Source organism: Brachybacterium sp. 107 (assembly GCF_052379725.1).
Classification (GTDB): domain Bacteria; phylum Actinomycetota; class Actinomycetes; order Actinomycetales; family Dermabacteraceae; genus Brachybacterium.
In genome coordinates, this window is record NZ_JBQSYW010000001.1 from 321,841 (window position 1) to 341,627 (window position 19,787).

At 71.2% G+C, this 19,787-nt stretch carries 16 protein-coding genes; 7 read left to right on the forward strand and 9 right to left on the reverse strand.

Going from position 1 to position 19,787, the window contains the following annotated elements; all coding sequences use genetic code 11:
- Position 1 precedes the first annotated feature (1 nt).
- Together ACT3UL_RS01430 and ACT3UL_RS01435 are read left to right on the forward strand one after the other, a co-directional pair.
- Entirely contained in the window at positions 2 to 1,501 is a 1,500-nt protein-coding gene (locus tag ACT3UL_RS01430) for a DUF2079 domain-containing protein (protein WP_444576335.1), read from the forward strand.
- A 193-nt stretch (positions 1,502 to 1,694) separates the two neighbouring features.
- Positions 1,695 to 2,498 carry a phosphotransferase gene (locus ACT3UL_RS01435; RefSeq protein ID WP_444576337.1) on the forward strand — a complete coding sequence of 268 codons (804 nt, stop codon included), beginning with the start codon at positions 1,695 to 1,697 and terminating at the stop codon, positions 2,496 to 2,498.
- Between the two features lie 72 nt (positions 2,499 to 2,570).
- Here ACT3UL_RS01435 and ACT3UL_RS01440 read toward each other — a convergent pair whose 3' ends face one another.
- The 4 genes from ACT3UL_RS01440 to ACT3UL_RS01455 form a co-directional block, all read right to left on the reverse strand.
- Positions 2,571 to 3,347 (reverse strand): hypothetical protein, encoded by a 777-nt coding sequence (locus ACT3UL_RS01440; protein ID WP_444576339.1) that lies wholly within the window; start codon positions 3,345 to 3,347, stop codon positions 2,571 to 2,573.
- Positions 3,348 to 3,597: 250 nt separating this feature from the next.
- Positions 3,598 to 5,037: an alpha/beta fold hydrolase gene (locus tag ACT3UL_RS01445; protein WP_444576341.1), complete on the reverse strand. Its 1,440-nt coding sequence runs from the start codon at positions 5,035 to 5,037 to the stop codon at positions 3,598 to 3,600.
- Positions 5,034 to 7,235, reverse strand: a complete 2,202-nt coding sequence (locus ACT3UL_RS01450; RefSeq protein WP_444576343.1) for a prolyl oligopeptidase family serine peptidase — start codon at positions 7,233 to 7,235, stop codon at positions 5,034 to 5,036. Before ACT3UL_RS01450 ends, ACT3UL_RS01445 begins: the two co-directional genes overlap by 4 nt.
- Positions 7,232 to 7,912 carry a hypothetical protein gene (locus ACT3UL_RS01455; protein WP_444576344.1) on the reverse strand — a complete coding sequence of 227 codons (681 nt, stop codon included), beginning with the start codon at positions 7,910 to 7,912 and terminating at the stop codon, positions 7,232 to 7,234. Before ACT3UL_RS01455 ends, ACT3UL_RS01450 begins: the two co-directional genes overlap by 4 nt.
- Positions 7,913 to 7,988: 76 nt before the next feature.
- On the opposite strand from ACT3UL_RS01455, the gene ACT3UL_RS01460 reads away from it, so the two are divergent.
- A complete protein-coding gene (locus ACT3UL_RS01460) occupies positions 7,989 to 9,212 on the forward strand; it encodes a glycoside hydrolase family 3 N-terminal domain-containing protein (RefSeq protein ID WP_444576346.1) in 1,224 nt (407 codons plus the stop codon).
- A 3-nt stretch (positions 9,213 to 9,215) separates the two neighbouring features.
- On the opposite strand, the gene thiD is transcribed toward ACT3UL_RS01460, so the two are convergent.
- Positions 9,216 to 10,094, reverse strand: coding sequence for a bifunctional hydroxymethylpyrimidine kinase/phosphomethylpyrimidine kinase (gene thiD, locus ACT3UL_RS01465; protein ID WP_444576347.1), 879 nt, complete (start codon positions 10,092 to 10,094; stop codon positions 9,216 to 9,218).
- Between the two features lie 296 nt (positions 10,095 to 10,390).
- On the opposite strand from thiD, the gene ACT3UL_RS01470 reads away from it, so the two are divergent.
- The gene (locus ACT3UL_RS01470; RefSeq protein WP_444576349.1) at positions 10,391 to 11,320 is read left to right on the forward strand and encodes a hypothetical protein; all 930 of its coding nucleotides are present in this window, start codon (positions 10,391 to 10,393) and stop codon (positions 11,318 to 11,320) included.
- Positions 11,317 to 12,084, forward strand: coding sequence for a hypothetical protein (locus ACT3UL_RS01475; protein WP_444576351.1), 768 nt, complete (start codon positions 11,317 to 11,319; stop codon positions 12,082 to 12,084). Before ACT3UL_RS01470 ends, ACT3UL_RS01475 begins: the two co-directional genes overlap by 4 nt.
- Before the next feature lie 63 nt (positions 12,085 to 12,147).
- Here ACT3UL_RS01475 and cls read toward each other — a convergent pair whose 3' ends face one another.
- From cls to ACT3UL_RS01495, 4 genes are all read right to left on the reverse strand, one after another.
- Positions 12,148 to 13,635, reverse strand: a complete 1,488-nt coding sequence (gene cls, locus ACT3UL_RS01480; RefSeq protein WP_444576353.1) for a cardiolipin synthase — start codon at positions 13,633 to 13,635, stop codon at positions 12,148 to 12,150.
- Positions 13,636 to 13,737: 102 nt separating this feature from the next.
- Complete coding sequence (locus ACT3UL_RS01485) at positions 13,738 to 14,622, reverse strand: Bax inhibitor-1/YccA family protein (RefSeq protein ID WP_444576354.1); 885 nt, start codon at positions 14,620 to 14,622, stop codon at positions 13,738 to 13,740.
- A gap of 170 nt (positions 14,623 to 14,792) precedes the next feature.
- A complete protein-coding gene (locus tag ACT3UL_RS01490; protein ID WP_444576356.1) occupies positions 14,793 to 15,926 on the reverse strand; it encodes a trans-sulfuration enzyme family protein in 1,134 nt (377 codons plus the stop codon).
- A gap of 281 nt (positions 15,927 to 16,207) precedes the next feature.
- Positions 16,208 to 17,518 carry an MFS transporter gene (locus ACT3UL_RS01495; RefSeq protein WP_443343442.1) on the reverse strand — a complete coding sequence of 437 codons (1,311 nt, stop codon included), beginning with the start codon at positions 17,516 to 17,518 and terminating at the stop codon, positions 16,208 to 16,210.
- Between the two features lie 134 nt (positions 17,519 to 17,652).
- On the opposite strand from ACT3UL_RS01495, the gene ACT3UL_RS01500 reads away from it, so the two are divergent.
- Both ACT3UL_RS01500 and ACT3UL_RS01505 read left to right on the forward strand, forming a co-directional pair.
- Positions 17,653 to 18,756 (forward strand): ROK family protein, encoded by a 1,104-nt coding sequence (locus ACT3UL_RS01500; protein ID WP_444576358.1) that lies wholly within the window; start codon positions 17,653 to 17,655, stop codon positions 18,754 to 18,756.
- Between the two features lie 4 nt (positions 18,757 to 18,760).
- Entirely contained in the window at positions 18,761 to 19,786 is a 1,026-nt protein-coding gene (locus tag ACT3UL_RS01505; RefSeq protein ID WP_444576359.1) for a phosphotransferase family protein, read from the forward strand.
- The last annotated feature ends 1 nt before the right edge of the window (position 19,787 follow it).

The following is a 19,787-nucleotide window of genomic DNA, read 5'->3' on the forward strand; positions in this document are numbered from 1 at the left end:
CGTGACCCCCGACGCCGCTCCCCCGCCCGCGCGCCGCCGCGCCGCGGTGCCGCAGGGGACGACCGCGCCGCGGGGGAAGCGCGTGCCGCCAGGGGATGGGGCGCCGGAACGAGGCCGGGGAGCACGCACCCGCGCGATCATGCCGCCGCTGCTCGCCGTGCTCGCGACCCTCGCCTACGGGGTGCAGGGCACGCTGCAGTTCCGGAACCTCACGGCACGGTCATGGGACCTGGGGATCTTCACCCAGCTCGCACGCGCCTACGGGGAGCTGCACGCGCCGATCGTCCCGATCAAGGGCGACGACGTGAACCTGCTCGGTGACCACTTCCATCCGATCCTGGCGCTGCTCGCCCCCGTGTGGTGGGTGTGGCCGTCGGGCGAGGCGCTGCTGTGGACCCAGGCGCTGCTGCTGGGGATCTCCGCGATCCCGCTGACCCGCCTCGCGATCGATCGTCTCGGTCCCGGGCTCGGCATCCTCGCGGGCGGGGCGTATGTGTTCTCCTTCGGGCTGCAGTCCGCCGCGTCCGTGCAGTTCCACGAGATAGCGTTCGCCGTGCCGCTGCTGGCGATGTCGCTGACGGCCCTGCTGCGCGGCCGGGTCCCCGCCGCGGTGCTGTGGGCCGCTCCCCTGGTGCTGGTCAAGGAGGACCTCGGCCTCACCGTCGCCCTGCTGGGAGTGATCATCGCGCTGCGGAACCGGGGCGACCGGGAGCATCGCCTGCTCGGATACGCCCTCGCCTGCTGGGGCGCGGGCTGGTTCATCCTGTCGACCTTCGTGATCCTGCCGGCGCTGAACACGGCCGGGCAGTACGACTACACCGGCAACCTCGGATCGCCGCTGGACGTGTTCTGGCCGGGGGCGAAGTGGGTGACGGTGCTGATGCTGCTGCTCGCCGCCGGGGTCATCGGCACCCGCTCGCCGCTGATCGCCCTCATGCTCCCCACGCTGGCCTGGCGCTTCACCGGCACCGTCGAGTTCTACTGGGGTTGGGGATGGCACTACGACGCCGTGCTCATGCCGATCGCCCTGGCCGCGCTGCTCGATGCCCTCGGCGACCGCCGCAGCGGCCGGGCCACCGCCTGGCTGCGGCGCGACGCCCCGGTCCCGGTGCGGCGCATCCGGGTCACCGCGGTCGCGGCCTCCGCCGTCGTCACGCTGATGCTGGGCGGGACGATGCCGGTGCTGGACGTCGTGCGTCCCGAGAGCTGGGAGCCGACCTGGCGGGCCCCGTACGCCGCCGCCGCGCTGGACGCCGTGCCCGATGGCGACGTGCTCGCCGTCGACATCACCCTCATGGCCCAGGCCGTGCCCGACCACGACGTGCAGTGGATCCACGGCCCCAACACGAGAGTCCCGGACTGCGTGCTCAGCGACGTCTACGCGTTCTCCTGGGCCGATCAACCGCCCGCGGACATCGCCGACTGGTCGCAGGAGACCTGGGGGAACGCCTTCGAGACCGTCTACGACGACGGCGGGTTCAGCGTGGCGTGTCGGGTGTAGCGCTGCCACGCATCAAGAGGTCGGCCGCCGCGTTCGGTGCACGGTGACGAACGGAGTCCATGGGCTCGCCGTCCGTTCCCGCACCCGGGCACGAGTATTCGATCGCCACCGAGTCGGTGCCCGCCTACCCTCGGATCCTGAGGCCGACGCAAGCTCCCTGAGCCCGAAGCACGTCCCCCTGAACGGAGAACCTGTGGCCGACGAATTCGTCTCGGTGACCTCGAAGAGCGTGTCGCGAGAGCGGCGGGACTGGTCGGCCACCGTGCATCGACTGCTCTCCCATCTCGCCGGCGCAGGGCTCGACGGCCTGCCGATCCCGCTCGCAGAGCAGTCGCCCGAGCTGGATGAGGTCAGCTATGTGGAGGGCGCCACGGCGATCGATGTGGTGCTGAGCCGCGCTCAGGTCGAATCCTTCGGCAGCCTGCTGCGCTCGCTCCATGACGCCGGCGCAGACTTCGACGCTCGGCCCACCGATGTGTGGCAGCCGTTCGAGTTCCGGGCATCCGCCCCGGACCCGTTCGGCGAGAGCACCTTCCTCTCCGAGATCGTGATCGGGCACGGAGACACCGGGCCCTGGAACGTCCTGGTGACCTCGGCGGAGTCCGTGTCCTTGATCGACTGGGAGTTCGCGGGGCCGATCGTGAGGCTCGACGAGGTCGCCGCCACCTCCTGGCTGGCCCTGCGGTTCCACGATCCAGAGGTCGATGCGGTCGCTCCGCTGACGAGCCTCGAGGAGAAGGTCGAGCTGCTGTCCGCCTTCCTCGACGGCTACAGGCTCGATCGCACGCTCTGGCCCGCCGTCGTGCGGGGCATGAGCGACTACGCGATCCGCGATACGGCGTACGAAGCCATACGCCTGAGCATCTCGGCGAACGATGCCCCGGCAGATGATGCCCCGGCGGACGATTCTGCGCAGTGGCGGCTGGCCTGGCGTTCACGCAGCGCCGCCTGGATCATCCGGCACCGTGCCGAGATCCTTCATCTGCTGGGGGTCTGACGGCCCCTGGCCGCAGCGCCCTGTGTCGAGCTGACCTCAGCCGCAGCCGTCGCTTCGACTGGCGGTGCTCGATCAGGTCGCCGAGGTGGAGGAGCTATCGGTTGCGGTGGGTTGATCCGAATCGGGCGGGCTGGAGGTCGTCGGCCCCTCGATGGGCGTTGTCTGTTCGGGGTCGTCCGTCGCCGTCGTCGAATCGGTCGGCGAATCTGTCGTCGGTTCCGTGGGCGGATCAGTCGCCGGATCGGTGGTCGGGTCTGTCGCAGGATCCGTGGTCGGCTCCGTCGTCGGGTCAGTGGTCGGGTCAGTGGTCGGGTCGGTCGGGCCGGGTGTCGAGCCGCCGCCGCTGCCCTCATCTCCGTCGTCCTCACCGCCGGAGCCGCCGCTCGGAGGCGAGTCCTGGTGGTCGGTCGGTGGAGCAGGGTCGACGGGACCGGGGTCGACAGGAGCGGAATCTTCCGTCAGCTCCTGCGTTGTGGGCTCGTCCGCAGTAGGTTTCTCCGACGTCGGGTCCGGGTCTTCGTCATCCGGCGCCTCGGACGTCGGCTGCTCCGTCTCCGGGGCCGGCGAGTCCGACTCGGAGGTCGGCTCAGCGGTCGTCGGCTCAGCGGTCGTCGTCTCGGGGGTGACCGTCTCGGGCGTCTCCGTCGGGGCGCTGTCGGCGCCGCCGCCGTCGGACGCCATGACCGCGTGGACACTGGTCGCGTTGCTCTGCCCGTCCCCGGCGAGCGCGGCCAGCGGCCCGACACCGGCGATCCCGAACCCGGTGAAGGCAGCTACGGCGGCGACGCTCGCAGCGGCCAGGGCGATCGACACCCGAGGCGTCGAGGCCTGCGGTTCCGTGCTGCGCACGCCCGTCACCCGTCGACGCATGATTCCCCCTGTGCAGATCCGCAGTGCAGCGCACCAATGCCGTGCATCTGTGCAGTCACGATCGGTCGCGCTCCCCTGCTCGCGACCGGCCTCCAGGATATGCGCCCCCAGGGTCGATCGGCAGGCCGTCCGACAGGAATCCTTCGCTGCCAGGGCATCCCTCCCGAGTGCCGGGCTGGGCCGAGCCGAGCCGAGCCGAGCCGGGCCTGACAGCCCGGACGAGGAACGCTCAGTCGAGCTTCACGTGCCGAGTGCGGCGGGACCGGGGGTCCACCTGGGCCTGCTCCCGCTTCGCCCGGGCGGACTCCACACGGATCCGCCACGGGGAGTACCGTTCCGCGGCCAGTGCGATCTGGAGGCCGCGGGAGAGCGCCTGATCCGTCGGGGTCGCCGGAAGCGCCGCGAGCTCGTGCGCGTGCTCCGGCAGCAGATGAGCCGCCCCGCAGGCGCTCCAGCGGGCCGCGACCTGCGTGATCTGGCTGCGGGTGTCGAGCATCGAGTGGCCGGCCCCGGGGACCTCGAGCAGTCGCGCCCCGGGGATCCGTGCCGTGAGCTCCCGGGCGATCCGCGGCGGGGAGATGAGGTCCTGCGACCCGGTGATCACCAGGGTGGGGGCGGTGATCGCCGGGGCGAGCGCATGCAGATCGAGCACTTCGCCGGTGAACGGCGGCACCGTACGGGACTTCTCGCCGGAGATGACCAGCGGATCCAACGGCCCGCCATCGGCATGGTGCCCCACCCCTAGCTCGGTGTGAAGGATGCGCGCGGTCAGGTCGTACTCCATGACGTACGGCGTGGACTGCAGCCAGTCCCGGTTCAGCACCTGCCGCACGCTGTTCCAGGTGAGCTGGCCGCGACCCACCGCGAGCAGGTCCACGAGGTCGCGCACGGCCGTCGGTCCGCCGTGCTCGTGCACGGCCAGCACCACCGGGCCCGCCCGATGACCGTCCACGACGCCCTCCGCCACGAGCCGGCGCAGCGTCGACGCGGTCGTCGAGGTGGCCGGCACGGTGCCATCCCAGTACATCGCCCGCAGCGTCTCCTGCGCGATCCTCTCGTCGTCCGCGCTGGTCAGCGGGGAGTCCAGGACGAGGGAATGCACTCGTTCGGGGTGCAGCACGGCGAACGCCTGGGCCAGGTAGGCGCCGTAGCCCACGCCGTACAGCGCGACCTGCGGGGCCCGGGCGTGGTCCAGCACCGCGAGCAGGTCACCGAGCACCTCGCGCAGGGTCATGGCATGGGGCGGGAGGTCATGGCCCTCCGCGTCGAGGCGCGAGAGGCCCACGCCCCGATGCTCCATCATGAGCACGTCGAGTCCGCGCCCGGCGAGGCCGCGACGAAAGACGTCATAGGGCAGCACCGAGGCCCGGTCCGGCCCGTCGGGCAGCAGCAGCACGGGCACGTCCGGTCGTGCCGCCGACGGCCGCGGGGCACCGGCCGATGCGCCGTCGGACGCACCGTTGGACGCACCGACCGTCTCACCGGCCGCCGCCCTCCGTCGCCGCGAGATGCGACGGGGGACGGTCCGCGCATAGCGCAGCGGGAACAGGCGGTCGTCGTCGGACGAGATCTCGCGGTAGACCGTCATCAGGTCGTTGCGGATCTGCAGCAGATCGTCCTGCGCCGGACGATCGAAGAGGTCGCTGGAGCGCACGCCGGGGAGCTTCACGAGCCGATCGTGCTCCACAGGAAGGTGTACAGCAGGGCGTTCATCCGAGCCGCCTGCTCGTTGGTGGCCGCGCCGCCGTGCCCGCCCTCGGTGTTCTCCCACGAGCGCACATCCGCCCCGAGGGACTCCATCGCGGCCGCGAACTTGCGGGCGTGGCCGGGATGGACCCGGTCATCGCGCGTGGAGGTGAGCAGGAACGTCGGCGGGTACTGCCGCTCCGGATCCTCGCGCAGCAGGTGGTACGGGCTGAAGGTGCGGATGTACTCCCAGTCCTCGGTGTCCGGGTCGCCGTACTCGGCCATCCAGGAGTAGCCGGCGAGCAGATGGTTGTAGCGCTTCATGTCCAGCAGCGGCACCTGGATGATGACCGCACCGAACAGCTCAGGGTACTGGGCGACCATGTTCCCGGTGAGCAGGCCGCCGTTGGAGCCGCCGCGCACCGCGAGATGGTCCCGGTCGGTGACGCCGCGCTCCACGAGGTCCCGCCCCACCGAGGCGAAGTCCTCGTACGCACGATGCCGGTTCTCCTTGAGCGCCGCCTGGTGCCAGCGCGGCCCGTACTCGCCGCCGCCGCGGATGTTCGCCAGCACGTAGGTGCCGCCGCGCTCCAGCCAGGCCTTGCCGATCGCCCCGAGGTAGCTCGGCGTCAGGGAGATCTCGAAGCCGCCGTACCCGTACAGCAGGGTCGGCGAGGGCTGCTCGGATTCCACGGCGTCGGTGCTCGAGATCTCGAAGTACGGGATCCGGGTGCCGTCATCGCTGGTCGCGAAGTGCTGGCTGACCTCCAGGCCCGTGGTGTCGAAGCGGGCCGGCGTCGACTTGATGATCTCGAGCTCGCTGGGCTCGCCACCCTCGGCGACCTCCGAGAGGTCACCCAGATGCAGCGTCGTGGGCTCGATGAAGCCGGTCACGGTCACCCAGATCCGATCATCGACGTCCGAGTCCACGGCCGCGACCCCGATCGAGCCCTGCAGCTCGGGGTAGAGGTCCCGGCTCACCCAGGCGCCGTCCTCGTCGCGGGTGTGGACCTCGAGACGGTGCACGACGTCCTCGAGGATCGTCAGCACCACCGCGGACTTCGTGATCGTCATCCCCTCCAGCGAGGTGCTCTCGGTGGGCTCGAACAGCACGTGCAGCTCGGGCTCGCCGCGCTGGAAGCTGTCGAAGGCGCCGACGACGAGCGACCCCGAGAGGTACGTCGTCCCGTCGAACTCCCAGTCGCTGCGCGGGGCGAAGATGCCCAGGTCGCGATGCGCGGTGGCGTCGAGGTCGTGGGGCACATCGAGGGTGGTGAGCGCCGGCGGCTCCTGGGCGCGGTCCACGAGATGGACCGAGTTGTCGTAGAAGGCGTGCGCGTCGATCACCCAGTCGCGCTCCCAGCCGGGGGTGGAGTCGTGGGCGGCGAACACGGCCATGTCGTTCTCGGCGACCTCGTGCACCAGGAGCGCCTCGTCCAGCGGGGTGCCGCGGCTCCACAGGCGGGCCTGGCGCGCGTAGCCCGAGCTGGTCAGGGTGCCCTCTCCGAAGTCGGTCGACGCCCACACGGTGTCCACGTCGATCCAGCCCAGGCTCCCCTTGGCCTCGGGGCGGTAGAACCCGCCCTCGGCCTCGGGCACGAAGGAGAGGGTCTCGAGGTCGAACTCGCGGGTGACGTCGGCGTCGGAGCCGCCGTGGGAGAGGTCGATCAGCGCGTGCCGGTAGGGCTCGCCGTCCTCGAGGCCGACGGGGCGCAGGAGGCTCGCGCCGTGCCACACCCAGTCCTCGCCCTCGGCCTCGTTGAGCGCATCGACGTCCAGCAGGATCTCCCAGTCGGGGGCGTCCGTGCGGTACGACTCCAGCGTGGTGCGGCGCCACAGCCCGCGCTCGTGCTCGCCGTCGGTCCAGAAGTTGTAGAGGTGCTCACCGCGCAGCACCACGCCCGGAATCCTGTCGGTCGCGTCGAGGATCTCGAGGATCTCGCGCTGCAGGGTCTGCGCGAGCGGTGCGTCGTCGGCGGCGTCGGATCCGACGGGATCCCGCACCGCGTCGAGCTCGGACTCCGCGGCGGCGTTGTGCTCACGCACCCAGGCCAGGGCCTTCTCCCCGGTCACGTCCTCGAGCCACTCGTGAGGGTCGGTCGAGCCGTCGGGGGCGGGGAGCTGGGCGGCGTTCGTGCTCTGCGAGGCGGCGGGTGTGCTCTGCGAGGCGGCGTCGGTCATCGGGTCTCCTTCAGGAGGTCGTCAGGGGAGGACAGGAAGTCTGTGAGGATCCGGCTCCAGGCGGATTTCCAGGCGTCGCGCGCGGCCTCGGTCTCGAGGCCCTTGTGCCCGATGCCCAGCGTGCTGCGCGGCCCGGTCGCGTTCGCCCCGGTCGAGGCAGTCGTGGTCGACGTGGTCGTGGCCGAGGTGGTCGTGGCCGAGGTGGTCGTGGTCGACGTGGTCGTGGCCGGGCTGCTCTTCGCCGTGATGTTCACGGAGACCCGGCTCCCGTCGGTCACCCCGGCGCGCCAATAGCGCCAGGTCGCGGTGTCGCTGAGGCGGGGGTCCTCGAGACCCAGCTGCTCGCGCCGCGCGGGCGTCATGAAACGCGACCAGCGCTCCCGCACCGCGTCAGGGTCCCCGGGGACGGTCCGGGAGGCGGAGACGGAGAAGTCGCCGTCTCCGCTCTGCCCCACCACCCGCCGACCGATGACCTGCTCATACGCCACCGTGACGCCCTGTGCCCACCACTCGGTGATGTCCCAGCGCTCGGGCAGCAGGCGGGCGATGGCGGCGTGGTCGAGATCGGGACCAACGGCCTCGGCGATCCGCTGCACCCAGGTCTCCAGCGCGGTGCCGGTCCCGGCCTCGATCGAGGCAGCCCGGGGGTGGTCCCGGGGCGACATCTCGGTGTTCATGGGGCCACCCTACGGGGCGTCCGGTGCGCCACATCACAGCACTCTGAGTGACGGTCCGACATGGAACACTGGCGCCATGCGACGACGTCATCTCCTGGCTCTTGCCCCCACGGCCGCGCTCGCCGCCTGCACCGCGCCCGGCGGGGACTCCGGGACCGATCCGGCGACGGACGGGTCCAACGATTCCGGCGGCTCCTCGGACGACGGGACGGGCTCGTCCGCGGGGAAGGATCCCTCCGACGACCCGACGACGGACCCCACCCCGGAGCCGACGGCCGCCGAGCTGCTGCTGGAGGAGCTGGAGCCGCGCGAGCTGGCCGGGCAGCTGGTCATGGTCGGCATCCCGGCCGGCACCGAGATCCCCCGGGACGTGCTCGAAGAGCACCATGCCGGCGGGATCTTCCTGCTGCAGGTGTGGGAGAGCGCCGACGAGGTCGATGCCACGGTGGCCGCCGCCCAGGAGGGCTCGCGCTCCGACCTGCCCCCGCTGATCGCCGTCGACCAGGAGGGCGGGCAGGTGAGGATGCTGCGCGGGGACGCCGCCCGCAAGACCCCGTCGGCCGAGACCCTCGGGCGGGACGGCACGGACGCCGTCGCCGAGGCGTACACGAGCATCGGCGAGGATCTCGCCGCACGCGGCATCCAGGTGGCCTTCTCCCCCGTCGCCGACGTCGTGGACCCCGCGCTGGGTGACGACAACGCGCCCGTCGGCGCGCTGGGCCGCGGCTTCGGCACGGATCCCGAGCAGGTCGGCGAGTGCGTGGCCGCCGCGGTCGAGGCGCTCGACGGCCAGGGGGTCGCAGCGACCCTCAAGCACTTCCCGGGCCTGGGCCGGGTCCGCGAGAACACCGACTTCTCGGCGGAAGGCATCGAGGACCCCGTCACCGGACCCGACGACCCGTTCCTGGACTCCTTCACCGCCGGGATCGACGCCGGCGCGCAGCTGGTGATGATGTCCTCGGCGATCTACCCGCAGCTCGAGGAGGGTGTGCCCGCGATGTTCTCGCGCGCCGCGATCCAGGATTTGCTGCGCGACCAGCTCGGCTTCACCGGGCTCGTGGTCACGGACGACATCGGGGCCGCGAAGGCCGTCGCCGACGTCCCCGTCGCCGAACGGGCCACTCGCCCGCTCGCCGCCGGCGGAGACGTGGTGATCACGGCCGATGCCTCGCTCACCGGTCAGCTGGTCGACGCGCTCGAGGAGTGGGCTGCGCAGGACCCCGCGAACGAGGAACGCGTCAAGGAGTCCGCTCTGCGGGTCCTCACCCTCAAGGAGCAGCTCGGGCTGCTCACGAGCTGACGATCACGCCTTGTCGAGTGTGATCAGGTGGTTCAGCGGGCTGTAGCCGGTGCCGCCGTGGCGGGAGACCTTCCAGCCCTGCGCGTTCTCGATGGCGCTCGCGAGGAACTCCCGCGCGGAGGCCACGATCGTCACGAGGTCGTCCTGGCTGCCGGCGTCACCGATCTCCCCGAGCTCCCCGGCACGGCTGAACTCCTCGATCCGGGCGAGCTGCGCCGTGATCGCGGCGGAGAGGGTCGACCCGGCGCCGCGCACGAACCGTCCGGCCACGCGCTCGGCTCGCAGCAGATCGGTGCCACCGGGATGGACGAGGACGTCGACCGCGTCGTCGTGCTCCAGGCGTCCGCCGGTGACCAGCACGGCCTGCGGTCCCAGCGCCTTCAGAGCCAGCGCCTGCTCCCGCATCTCGTCGATCGAGGTGGCCACCGGCCTGCCCAGCAGCTGGGCCGCCTCGGCCATGTTCGGGGTGAGCACGTCGACCAGCGGCACCAAGGACTCACGCAGCGCCGTCGCACCCTCCGCGGAGATCAGCGCCGAGCCGTCGCTGCCCACCATCACGGGGTCCAGGACGAGACGGCCCAGCGCCCCGCGGTGCTCCCGCACCGCGGTCGCGACGGACTCGACGACGGCCGCACTGCCCAGGGCGCCGATCTTGGTGGCGTCCAGCAGGAGGTCCGTGGCGACGGCGTCGATCTGGCTGCGCACCACCTCACCGGGCAGGTAGTGGATGCCCTGGAGCCCCTGCGAGTTCACCGTGGAGACCATGGTGACGGCGCTCGCCCCATAGGCGCCGAGCGCCGTGAAGGTCTTCAGATCCGCCTGGAGGCCGGAGGCCCCATCGGAATCGGAGCTGGCGATCGTCAGGACGAGGGGTGGGCGCATGCGGACTCCATCTATCGGTGCCGGGACCGGAGCGAGGTCTCCGTCGGCCAGTGCCCGGAGAGTATCAACCGCACCTGCTCCCGGTGACCTGGACCTGCTGGTGGCCCCGCCGGTCGTGACGCTGGCCCCCGGCTGGCCGTGACGCTGTTCCTCCGGCTGGTCATGACACGGTCCATCCCGCTGGTCGTCCCTGTGCTGGAGGGGCGGGCGTCGCATGCGAGAATCACCCGGGGACACGGGGTCCTCTTCAGGGATCCCTCGACGGGGCAGGGGCCCTCCGCGCCGGGGAGGTGGCGATGACTCAGGATCCGCACAGCGGCGATCAGCGAACACCGAGCTCCGGCCTGCCCGACTTCAGCGATCACGATCCGCATGCCCTGTCCGGGTCTGGGCCCGCCGAGAACGGCGTGACCCTGGGCGAACCCGGCGAACGGGCCCGCCACCGGACCCTGACCACCGTGCTGGCCGTCGTCGGCTCCGGTGTCGTGCTGCTCGCCGTGGTCGCTCTCGTGCTCTCGCAGACGGTGTTCCGCTCCGTGCTCGAGGAGCACGATCCCACCGCCTTCAAGACCGGCGAACGGACCGGCAGCGGCCAGTCGGAGTACGTGCCCGATCCCGAGGATCCCGACCTCGCGCCTCCCCCGCCGATCTTCACGGAGAAGCCGACCACGGACTGCACCTTCCCGAGCGACCCCGGCACGCCCCCGCCCGCCGACCCCGGCACGATCCGCGGCGGCGATCTCCAGTACACGATTCCCGACACCTGGGACTACCCGTGGGGCTCGAGCGTTCTCCCCTACATGTCCGAGGTCAATGCCCAGGGACGCCAGGTCGAGGACTCCTGGTTCAGCGTCGTGAACCTCGGTCGTGTGGTCTGGCCGAAGGAGGAGGGCGGCTATCCCGGACTGGAGAAGGCCGCGGTCGCGATCTTCCAGTGCTATGCGACCACCTCCGGGGTCGTCGCCTATTTCGGGGATCACCCGAAGGTCACCGACTACCGGTCCGAGGTCATCACGGTCGACGGCCATCAGGCGTGGATCGTGCAGGCCACCTACTACTTCGAGGACCCCGAGATCCTCGCGACCACGAACTCCTCGGTGGTGACCGCCATCGTGGTCGAAGGACCTGACGGGCCCAGCGCCCTGGCCAGCGACGTCGCCGCCGACCAGCCCGAGCACGTGCAGGAGCTCGAGGACATCATCGCGAGCCTCGAGGTCGTCGGATGACGACCCGCCGGTCCGGCGGAGGTCGCGGCAACGCCCTGCTGCTCGGCGGGCTCGCCTTCTCCCTCGTCTTCCTGCTCATCGTCGGCGCCACCGTGGCCTACCTGGTGCTGCGGCACGGTCCGAGCAGCGGTCCCGACGGGCAGAGCGCCTCCTCCAGCGCCTCCGCGACCTCGACGGACTCCGAGTCACCCACCCCGACGGACGTCGTCGAGGAGCGCTGCTACGCCCCCGAGTACGAGCGGACCTCGACCAACCCCTCGGGGAAGCTGCGCGGCGGAGGCCTCCAGTTCATCCCCCCGGCCGTGTTCGACGGGCGCAAGAGCGAAGGGCCCGCGTTCTTCCTGAACGACACCCAGGTCGCGTCCGCGCTGGTCGAGGAGGGGTGGATCTCGACGATCACGGTCGGATCGGTCGACTGGCAGTCCGGGGTCGAGTACCCGGGCAACGAGATCGCCTCCCAGAAGATCGCGAAGTGCTTCTTCACCAACGGCGACTGGGGGGACAACCGTGCCCGCGAGCGCACCTGGGACGAGGAAACCACCACCCCGGTGACCATCGCGGGGATGCCCGGCTACACCACGCGGGCCGTCGTGAACTTCGGCTCCGATGACCTCAAGACGACCGACGCCACCGAGATCGTCGTGGTAGTGCTCGAGACCGAGCAGGGCCCCAGCGCCCTCGCCCTCGAGACCGCCATCGGGGTCACCGACCACGAGGAGGCGGCCGATGCCGCCCTGGAGTCCCTCACCGGGCTGGGCAGCTGACCGCCTCCGCTCCCCCGCTCAGAGCACTCCGGCTCGGAGTTGCCCTGCTCGGAGCTCTTCTGCTCAGACCACCGCCGAGGCGAGCCGGCAGAGGTTGTCCAGCAGCCGCATCGGCACGGGCCGCTGCTCCCATTCCTCGAGCGTCAGCTGCCGGCTGCGCGAACGGTAGACGTCCTCCACGTCGTACACCTTCTGGATGAAGTCGGAGCCGCCGACCATCATCGAGCTCTCCATGTCCAGCAGGAACGAGCGGATGTCCATGTTGGAAGAGCCGATCACGCTCACCGAGTCGTCGATGGTGACGTGCTTGGCGTGCAGGATCGTCGGGGCCCGGTAGAGCCATATCTTCACCCCGGCCGCGAGGAGCTCGGAGTAGTAGGAGCGCTGGGCGTGGAAGACCAGGAACTGGTCGCCGATCTCGGAGACGAACAGCTCGACCTCGACGCCGCGGCGCGCCGCGGTCACGATCGCCGCGAGCATCGACTCGTCCGGGACGAAGTAGGGGCTGACCGCGCTGATGCGTCGGTCCGCCGAGTAGAACAGCTGGTTGAACAGGGCGAGGTTGTTCTCGAACACGAAGCCCGGACCGCTCGGGACCAGCTGGCATTCGTAGGTGCCGGAGGTGTCGACCGGGGCCTGGACCAGATCGGCCTCGGTGAGCATCTCGGTGGACTCGTAGTACCAGTCCGTCGCGAACAGCAGGTTCATCTCCGAGACGATGGGTCCGCGGAAGCGGGCCATCGTCTCCTGCCAGTGCAGACCCCGACGGATGTTGGCGCGCTTGTTGTAGTGCGGGGCGATGATGTTCTGGCTTCCCATCCACCCGATCTGGCCGTCGACCATGAGCAGCTTGCGGTGGTTGCGCAGGTCGGGCCGCTGGAAGGCTCCGTCGCGGAAGGGTTTGACCGGCATCATCGGGTAGTGCTCGATGCCGTGGGCGTCGAGGTGGCGACGCATCGCCCGATAGACCGAGCCGTGGGTGAGCGAGGCCCAGTGGTCGTACAGCACCCGGACCTTCACGCCACGAGCGGCGGACTCCGCGAGGGCATCGAAGAAGTCCTGGGTGGTCGTATCCAGAGCCATCGCGAAGAACAGGACGTGCACTTCGCTCTCGGCGGCGCGGATGTCCTCGGCCATGCGGGACAGCGAGGTGTCGTAGTCGATCTCGAGATCCGCGGAGTTGTTCCCGGTGAGCGGGAACGCGCCGAGCTCGCGGTTCAGGTTCACCGCGGACTGCAGCCAGCTCGGCGAATCGGCATCGAGCTCGCTGTCGGGGATGTCGTGCGCCCGCACATGCATCAGACGGTTGATGATCTTCTGCTTCTCTCGTCGCTTCCGCGGCAGCTGCGCCTTGCCCAGCAGCAGGTACAGCGGGACGCCGAGGAGCGGGAAGATCATGATCGCCATCAGCCAGGCGAGGGCTGATCCGGGCCGACGGTTCCGCGGGACCACCACGAGGCCGAGGATCCGCAGGATCACGTCGATCGCCAGAAAGATGTACGTGATGACGACGACGCCGTGGTCGAGCACCCACTGCCACAGCTCGGCCATCGGGAACACCTCTCTGTCGGGAACGGAACGGCGGGCCCCCGAGGAGGGGACCCGCCGTTCCAGCATACGGGCGGCGCACGGAGCGCTCGCCGATCGACGCTGTCAGTCGCCGCGGAGGATCGCGAGGATCCGCAGGATCTCGATGTACAGCCACACCATGGTGGCGGCGAGCCCGAAGGCGCAGCGCCAGGCGTAGTTGCGCGGCGCGCCCGAGTTCGCGGCGCGCTGGACGTCCTCGAAGTCCATCACGAGGCAGTACGAGGCCATCACGACGGCGAGGCCGCCGATGATCAGGCCGATCAGCCCGTTGCGCAGGCTCTGCCCGGTCATGAGCAGGTACCCGATGTTCACGACGCCGAAGATCAGGTAGGCGACCATCGCCACGGAGACGATCTTGGTGAGCTTCGGGGAGGTGCGCAGGATGCCCATCCGGAACAGCACCAGGACGGTGCCGGCCACGGCGAGCGTGCCGAGCACGGCCTGCAGGGCGATGCCCGGGTAGGCGAGCTCCATGATGCCGCTGATGCCGCCGAGGAGCAGACCCTCGAACACGGCGTAGGCGAGCACCGCGATCGCCGAGGGCTGCTTCTTGAAGATGTTGATCATCGCGGTGACCAGGCCACCGATGAGGCCGACGACCAGGGCGGCCCCGGCGATCAGGGTGCCCAGCTGCTGACCCTCGGGGCCGGCGACGGCGCCGAGCACCGCCGGGGCGATCCCGACGGCGAAGCCGACGACGACGATGAGGCCCAGGGTCGCGGTGATCGCGTTCAGGGCGTCGCGCATCGTCATGCGGCCGGTGTCGTGGCCGGTCGCGGCCGGCCTGCTGTACATGGCCTCGAGGTTGTCGGGGCTCTGCTGGTCGAAGCCCTGGGACCATTGGGTCCCCGGGGCCTGGCCGCTCTGCGACTGACCGAACTGGGGGGCGTTGTAGTTCTGCCCCTGCACGGCCTGGTCACGGCCGAACACGATGTTGTGGCGTGCCATGGCGCTCCTCACGAGAGAGATGGTGGGCCGACGTCAGGGACGGAGAGCACCGTTCCCTGGCGCGCCGACTCCCTTACTGTATCGGCGTTTCCCGTGCCTGGGCTGGAAGCCCGCTCCGCCCTCAGCGAGATGTGCCCCCGCGGGAAGTGCACCTCAGCGGGAGGTGCCCCTCAGCGGGCGGCGGCGAGCGCCTGGTCGAGGTCCTCGAGGAGATCGGCCACGTCCTCGATGCCGACGGACAGCCGCAGCAGCTCGTCGGAGATGCCTGCGTTCTCCCGGGCCTGCGGCGTCATGGCCTCGTGGGTCATGGTCGCCGGGCGGCAGATCAACGACTCCACCCCGCCGAGGCTCACGGCATAGCCGGGATAGCGCAGGGCGCGCAGGAAAGCGACGCGGTCCAGCGCGGGGGCGAGCTCGAAGGAGAGCACCGCGCCGGTGCCGGTGGCCTGCCCGGCATGGATGCGGGCCTCGTCCTCGCTGTGGGAGCCGGGGTACCAGACCTGGGCGATGTCGTGGTGGGCCCGCAGATGGTCCACGATCGCGACGGCGTTGGCCTGCTGGCGCTCCAGACGCAGCGGGAGGGTCTTGATGCCCTGGATCAGGCGGAAGGAATCCCCCGGGGAGAGCACCCCGCCCTGCGCCTTCTGGGCCAGGGCGTAGGCCTCGGCGAGGCTCTCGTCGTTCGTGGTGATCGCGCCGGCCAGGAGGTCGGAGTGCCCGGCGAGGTACTTCGTGGCGGATTGGACGACGACGTCGGCCCCGAGCTCGAGCGGGCGCTGCAGCACGGGCGTCATGAAGGTGTTGTCGACGATCACGATCGCCCCGTGGCTGTGGGCGAGCTCGGTGAGGCGGCGCAGGTCGGTGATCCGCAGCGTCGGGTTCGCCGGGGTCTCCATGAAGATCGCCCTGGTGGCGGGGGTGAAGTCCTCATCGGTGAGCGCGTCGAGGTCGTCCACGAACTTCCCGGTGATGCCGCGGCCCGGGAGCACGAGGTCCACGAAGCGATAGGTGCCGCCGTAGACGCTCGCCGGCAGGATCACCTCGTCACCCACCTCGAGGGTGGACAGCGCGGCGGCCGTGGCGGCCATGCCGGAGGCGAAGGCGAAGCCGTGGGCGGCGCCGTCGAGCGTGGCCAGCACGGCCTCGAGCTGGGCCCGGGTGGGGTTGGCGCCGCGCTGGTAGGCGTAGCTGCCGTCCTCGCTGCCCGGGTCGAGCTCGAACGTCGAGGCGAGGTGGATCGGCGGGACCACGGCACCGTGCTCATGGTGCCGCAGGGTCTGCACGGCGGCGGTCTGGATATGCACGGGGCCTCCACGGTCTCTGGGTCACGGTGTCTACGTCGGCGCGGGTCCCCCGGCGCGAGGCGGGTCCCCTAGCGCGAGGCGGGAACCCCGGCGCGGGGCGGCCCGGGCGCCGTCGGACGGCGCTCCTCCACTGTAGGCACGCGGGGGTCCCGCGCCGGGAGCCGGATGACCGAGTATGACGAGCTCCGGGGCGGACGTCGGGGCGCAGATCGGCCGACCGGATGCGCAGGGGCCCGGCCCTCCCGAGGGAGTGGCCAGGCCCGGTCGAGTGGTGGTGGTTCTCAGACGGAGACGGGCTCGACGACGGGGAGCGAGCCGGTCATGGTGTCCTCGTGCTGGCTGAGGACCTCGAGGGTCCGGCGGGCGCGCACCCGCAGGCCCACCAGGGTCCCGACCACGAGGGTGAAGCCGACGCACGCGAGCGCGATCGCGACGACCATCGGTGCCTCGTAGCCGAAGCCGGCGGCGATCACCGCGCCGCCGAGGGAGGCGCCGAGGGCGTTGGCGACGTTGAAGGCGGCGTGGTTCAGCGAGGCGCCGAGCACCTCGGAGCGGTGTGCCACGCGGATCAGCCAGGTCTGCATCGCCGGGTTGAGGGACGCGTTCGCGGCGTTGACGAGGAAGAACCCGACCAGCAGGGCGACCAGCGAGGTGTGCGCGACCAGGAACAGGCCCACGAGTGCGGCGATGTAGATCGGGAAGCCGATCATGAGGGTCCGGTTCAGGGAGCGGTCGGTGGCGGCACCGCCGACGAGGTTGCCGACGGTCATGCCGAGCCCGGCGGCGGCGAGCACCCACGGGACGGCGGTCGCCGGGGCGCCGGTGACCTTGGTGGTGATGTCGGCGACGTAGCTGAACACGGCGAACCCACCGGCGAAACCCACCGCGGCGATGCCCATGATGATCCACAGCTGCAGCCGCTTCAGTGCCACGACCTCCTCGACCATGCGCCGGCCGACGACCTTCGGCTCATGGGGGATGGTGCGCTTCAGGGCCACCACGGTGGTCACGAAGACCAGGGTGATCAGGAGGTAGACCGCGCGCCAGCCGGCGACCTGGCCCACGGCGGTCAGCACGGGCACGCCGAGCAGGTTCGCGACCGTGAGGCCCGACAGGGCGAGGGCGACGCCCTTGCCCTGATTGCCGGGACCCATGAGGGAGGCGGCCAGGAGGGAGGCGACCCCGAAGTAGGCGCCGTGCGGGATGCCTGCGACGAAGCGGGCGAGCACGGTCAGCTCGAACGTGGGCATGACCGCCGAGAGCACGGTGCCGGCGGCGAGCGCGGCGGCGAGCGCGATGATCATCGAGGAGCGGCTCCAGCGCACGGAGAGCACGGCGAGGATCGGGGCGCCGACCACGACGCCCAGGGCGTAGGCGGAGATCGCGATGCCGGCCTTGGCGATGCCGCCCTCGGGGTCGGCGGCCATCTGGTCGCCGAGCAGGCCGTGCGCGATCCCGGGCAGCAGGCCCATGGTCACGAACTCGGAGGATCCGATGCCGAACCCGCCGAGCGCGATCGCGAGCAGTGCCAGCCGGCGACGGGCGGGGGTCAGCGGGGGCGGTGCGGTGCGGATGTCGTCGATGGTGGTCATGGGTGCCTCGACCTTTCGGATGCGGGTGTTCAGGGGCGGGCTCCATCGACCCGGCATCCAGAGTAAGGCAACGCTGTTGCGTTACGTCAAGGGGGAGGGTTCCGGATCTGGATCACACCTCGCCACGTGCGAGGATGACCGGCGTGAGACCGACAACTCCGCTGGACCGCGTCGCCGGCGCCCATGACGCCGCCGTGCTCGCCGTCGCCCGCCGCGGCGACCCCGTCTCCCGCGCCGAGCTGGCGGAGGCGCTCCAGGTCACACCCCAGGCGATCTCGAAGATCATGGCGCGCCTGATGGGCCGCGGGCTGATCGCCGAGGCCGGCACGCTCACCGCGGGACCCGGCAAGCCGACCACCCTCTATCGCATCGTGCCGTCCTCACGCAGAGCGATCGGCCTGCACCTGACCCGCTCCCGGGTGCACGGCGTGGTCGTGGACCTCAGCGGGGAGATCCTCGAACGCCGCGAGCTCGAGATCGGCCGCCTGCAGCCCGTGCCCGAGCTGATCGCGACCCTCGCCTCCGAGGCGCGCGCCCTCGCAGAGGTGGGCCCCGGGGTGCTGCTGGGCGCCGGGATCGGCATGCCCGGCCCGGTCGACTGGGCCGAGGGCGTCTACCGCGGGACCTCCGCGCCGGATCCCTGGCGCGGGGCGGAGATCCGCCGCCTGCTCCTGGAGGAGCTGGGGCTCCCCGTGCTCCTGGACCATGATTCCCGCGCCGCACTCGTGGGCGAGACCTGGTCCCAGCCGGGCCTGCTCCACGACGCCGCCCTGGTGCTGGTCGAGGACGGTCTCGGGGCGAGCTTGTGCCTCGACGGCACGATCATCCGCGGCGCCCACTCCCATGCCGGCGAGGCCGGCCACACGGTGGTGCGGATGGGAGGGACCCCCTGCACCTGCGGCCGACGCGGCTGCGCGCAGGCCGAGTACCAGGCCGCCCTCGCCGCCGACGACGAGGAGCTCGCCGCGCAGGTGCTCGCCACGATCGTCGTGGACATCGTGCGCCTGGTCGACGTGGACCGCGTGGTCCTCGGCGGCCGCACCGTCTACTCCCACCACGAGTCGTCCATGAACGCGATCCGCGCGGCGCTGGCCGAGGGCCTGCACGCCGAGCCCTGGGTCCACGTCGAGGTGATGCTCTCCACGCGCGGCACGGACCTCATCGCCGTCGGCGCCGCCTGCGAGGTCCTCGAGCACGAGTACGGGATTCCCCAAGCACTCGTCGGCCCCGGATCCTGACATGGTGACCACGGCGCCCGTGGGCGATACGGCCGAGAGCGATCCGGCCGAGGGCGAGCCCGCCGCCGATCCGGCGCTGCTGAGGACTCTGACCGCTGCCGGGCTGCCGGCTCGGGGTCGCTTCCGCTCCCAGGGCGGCTGGGTCAGCCGCGCGTGGGTCGGCGAGGACCATGTGGTCCGGCTGAGCGATGGACGGTTCCGCGACGCCTATCCCCACGAGGCCGCGGTCGTCGGCCTGCTCGAGGGCACCGAGGTCCCTCACGCCCCGCACATCGCGCACGGGGACGGGCCCGACGGGCCGTGGTACGTCTCCGAACGGCTGCCCGGCCGCACCTTGCATGCGGCGTGGCCGCAGGCGGATCCGTCCACGCGCCGCGCCCTGATCGAGAGCCTCGGCTCGGCGCTGCGAGCCCTGCACTCGGTGCCTGCCCCGGAGGACCTGCGTCCACCTTGGCTGATCGACGCGCTCGCCGGTGAGCCATGGCCCGCGTACCACCCGCCGATGGTGAGTGCGGCGCAGGAGCAGGTCGAGGCCGCCCGGCGTCGACCCGGTCATGACGCGCGCCTGCTCGCGGACGTCGCCGCCTGGCTCGAGGACCGGGTGGGGCTGTTCGCGAACGATCCCCACGCTCTCGTCCACGGCGATCTGCACGGGTCCAATGTGATGGTCGATCAGGGGCGCGTCACCGGGCTCATCGACTTCGCCGAAGCGTCGGCCCAGCCGGCGGACGCCGAGCTCGACACGCTCCTGCGCTGGTGCGCGCGGGCCGAGGAGTTCCCGCCCACGCCCGGTGGGCGAGGGCTCGAGGGAACCACGCTCGCCGAGGTCCCCCGGTGGCTGCACGGCGCCTATCCGGAGCTGTTCGAGCGGGAGCACCTGCGCGACCGGCTGAACGTCTACGACCTGTACATGGAGCTCGCGATCTACGCGCACCATCCGGAGCCCGGCCCGCGCCGCACAGCACACACACGTCTCACCGATCTGCTCCGCGGCCACAACCATCTGGACGGGCTCCTCGAACAGCTCTGAG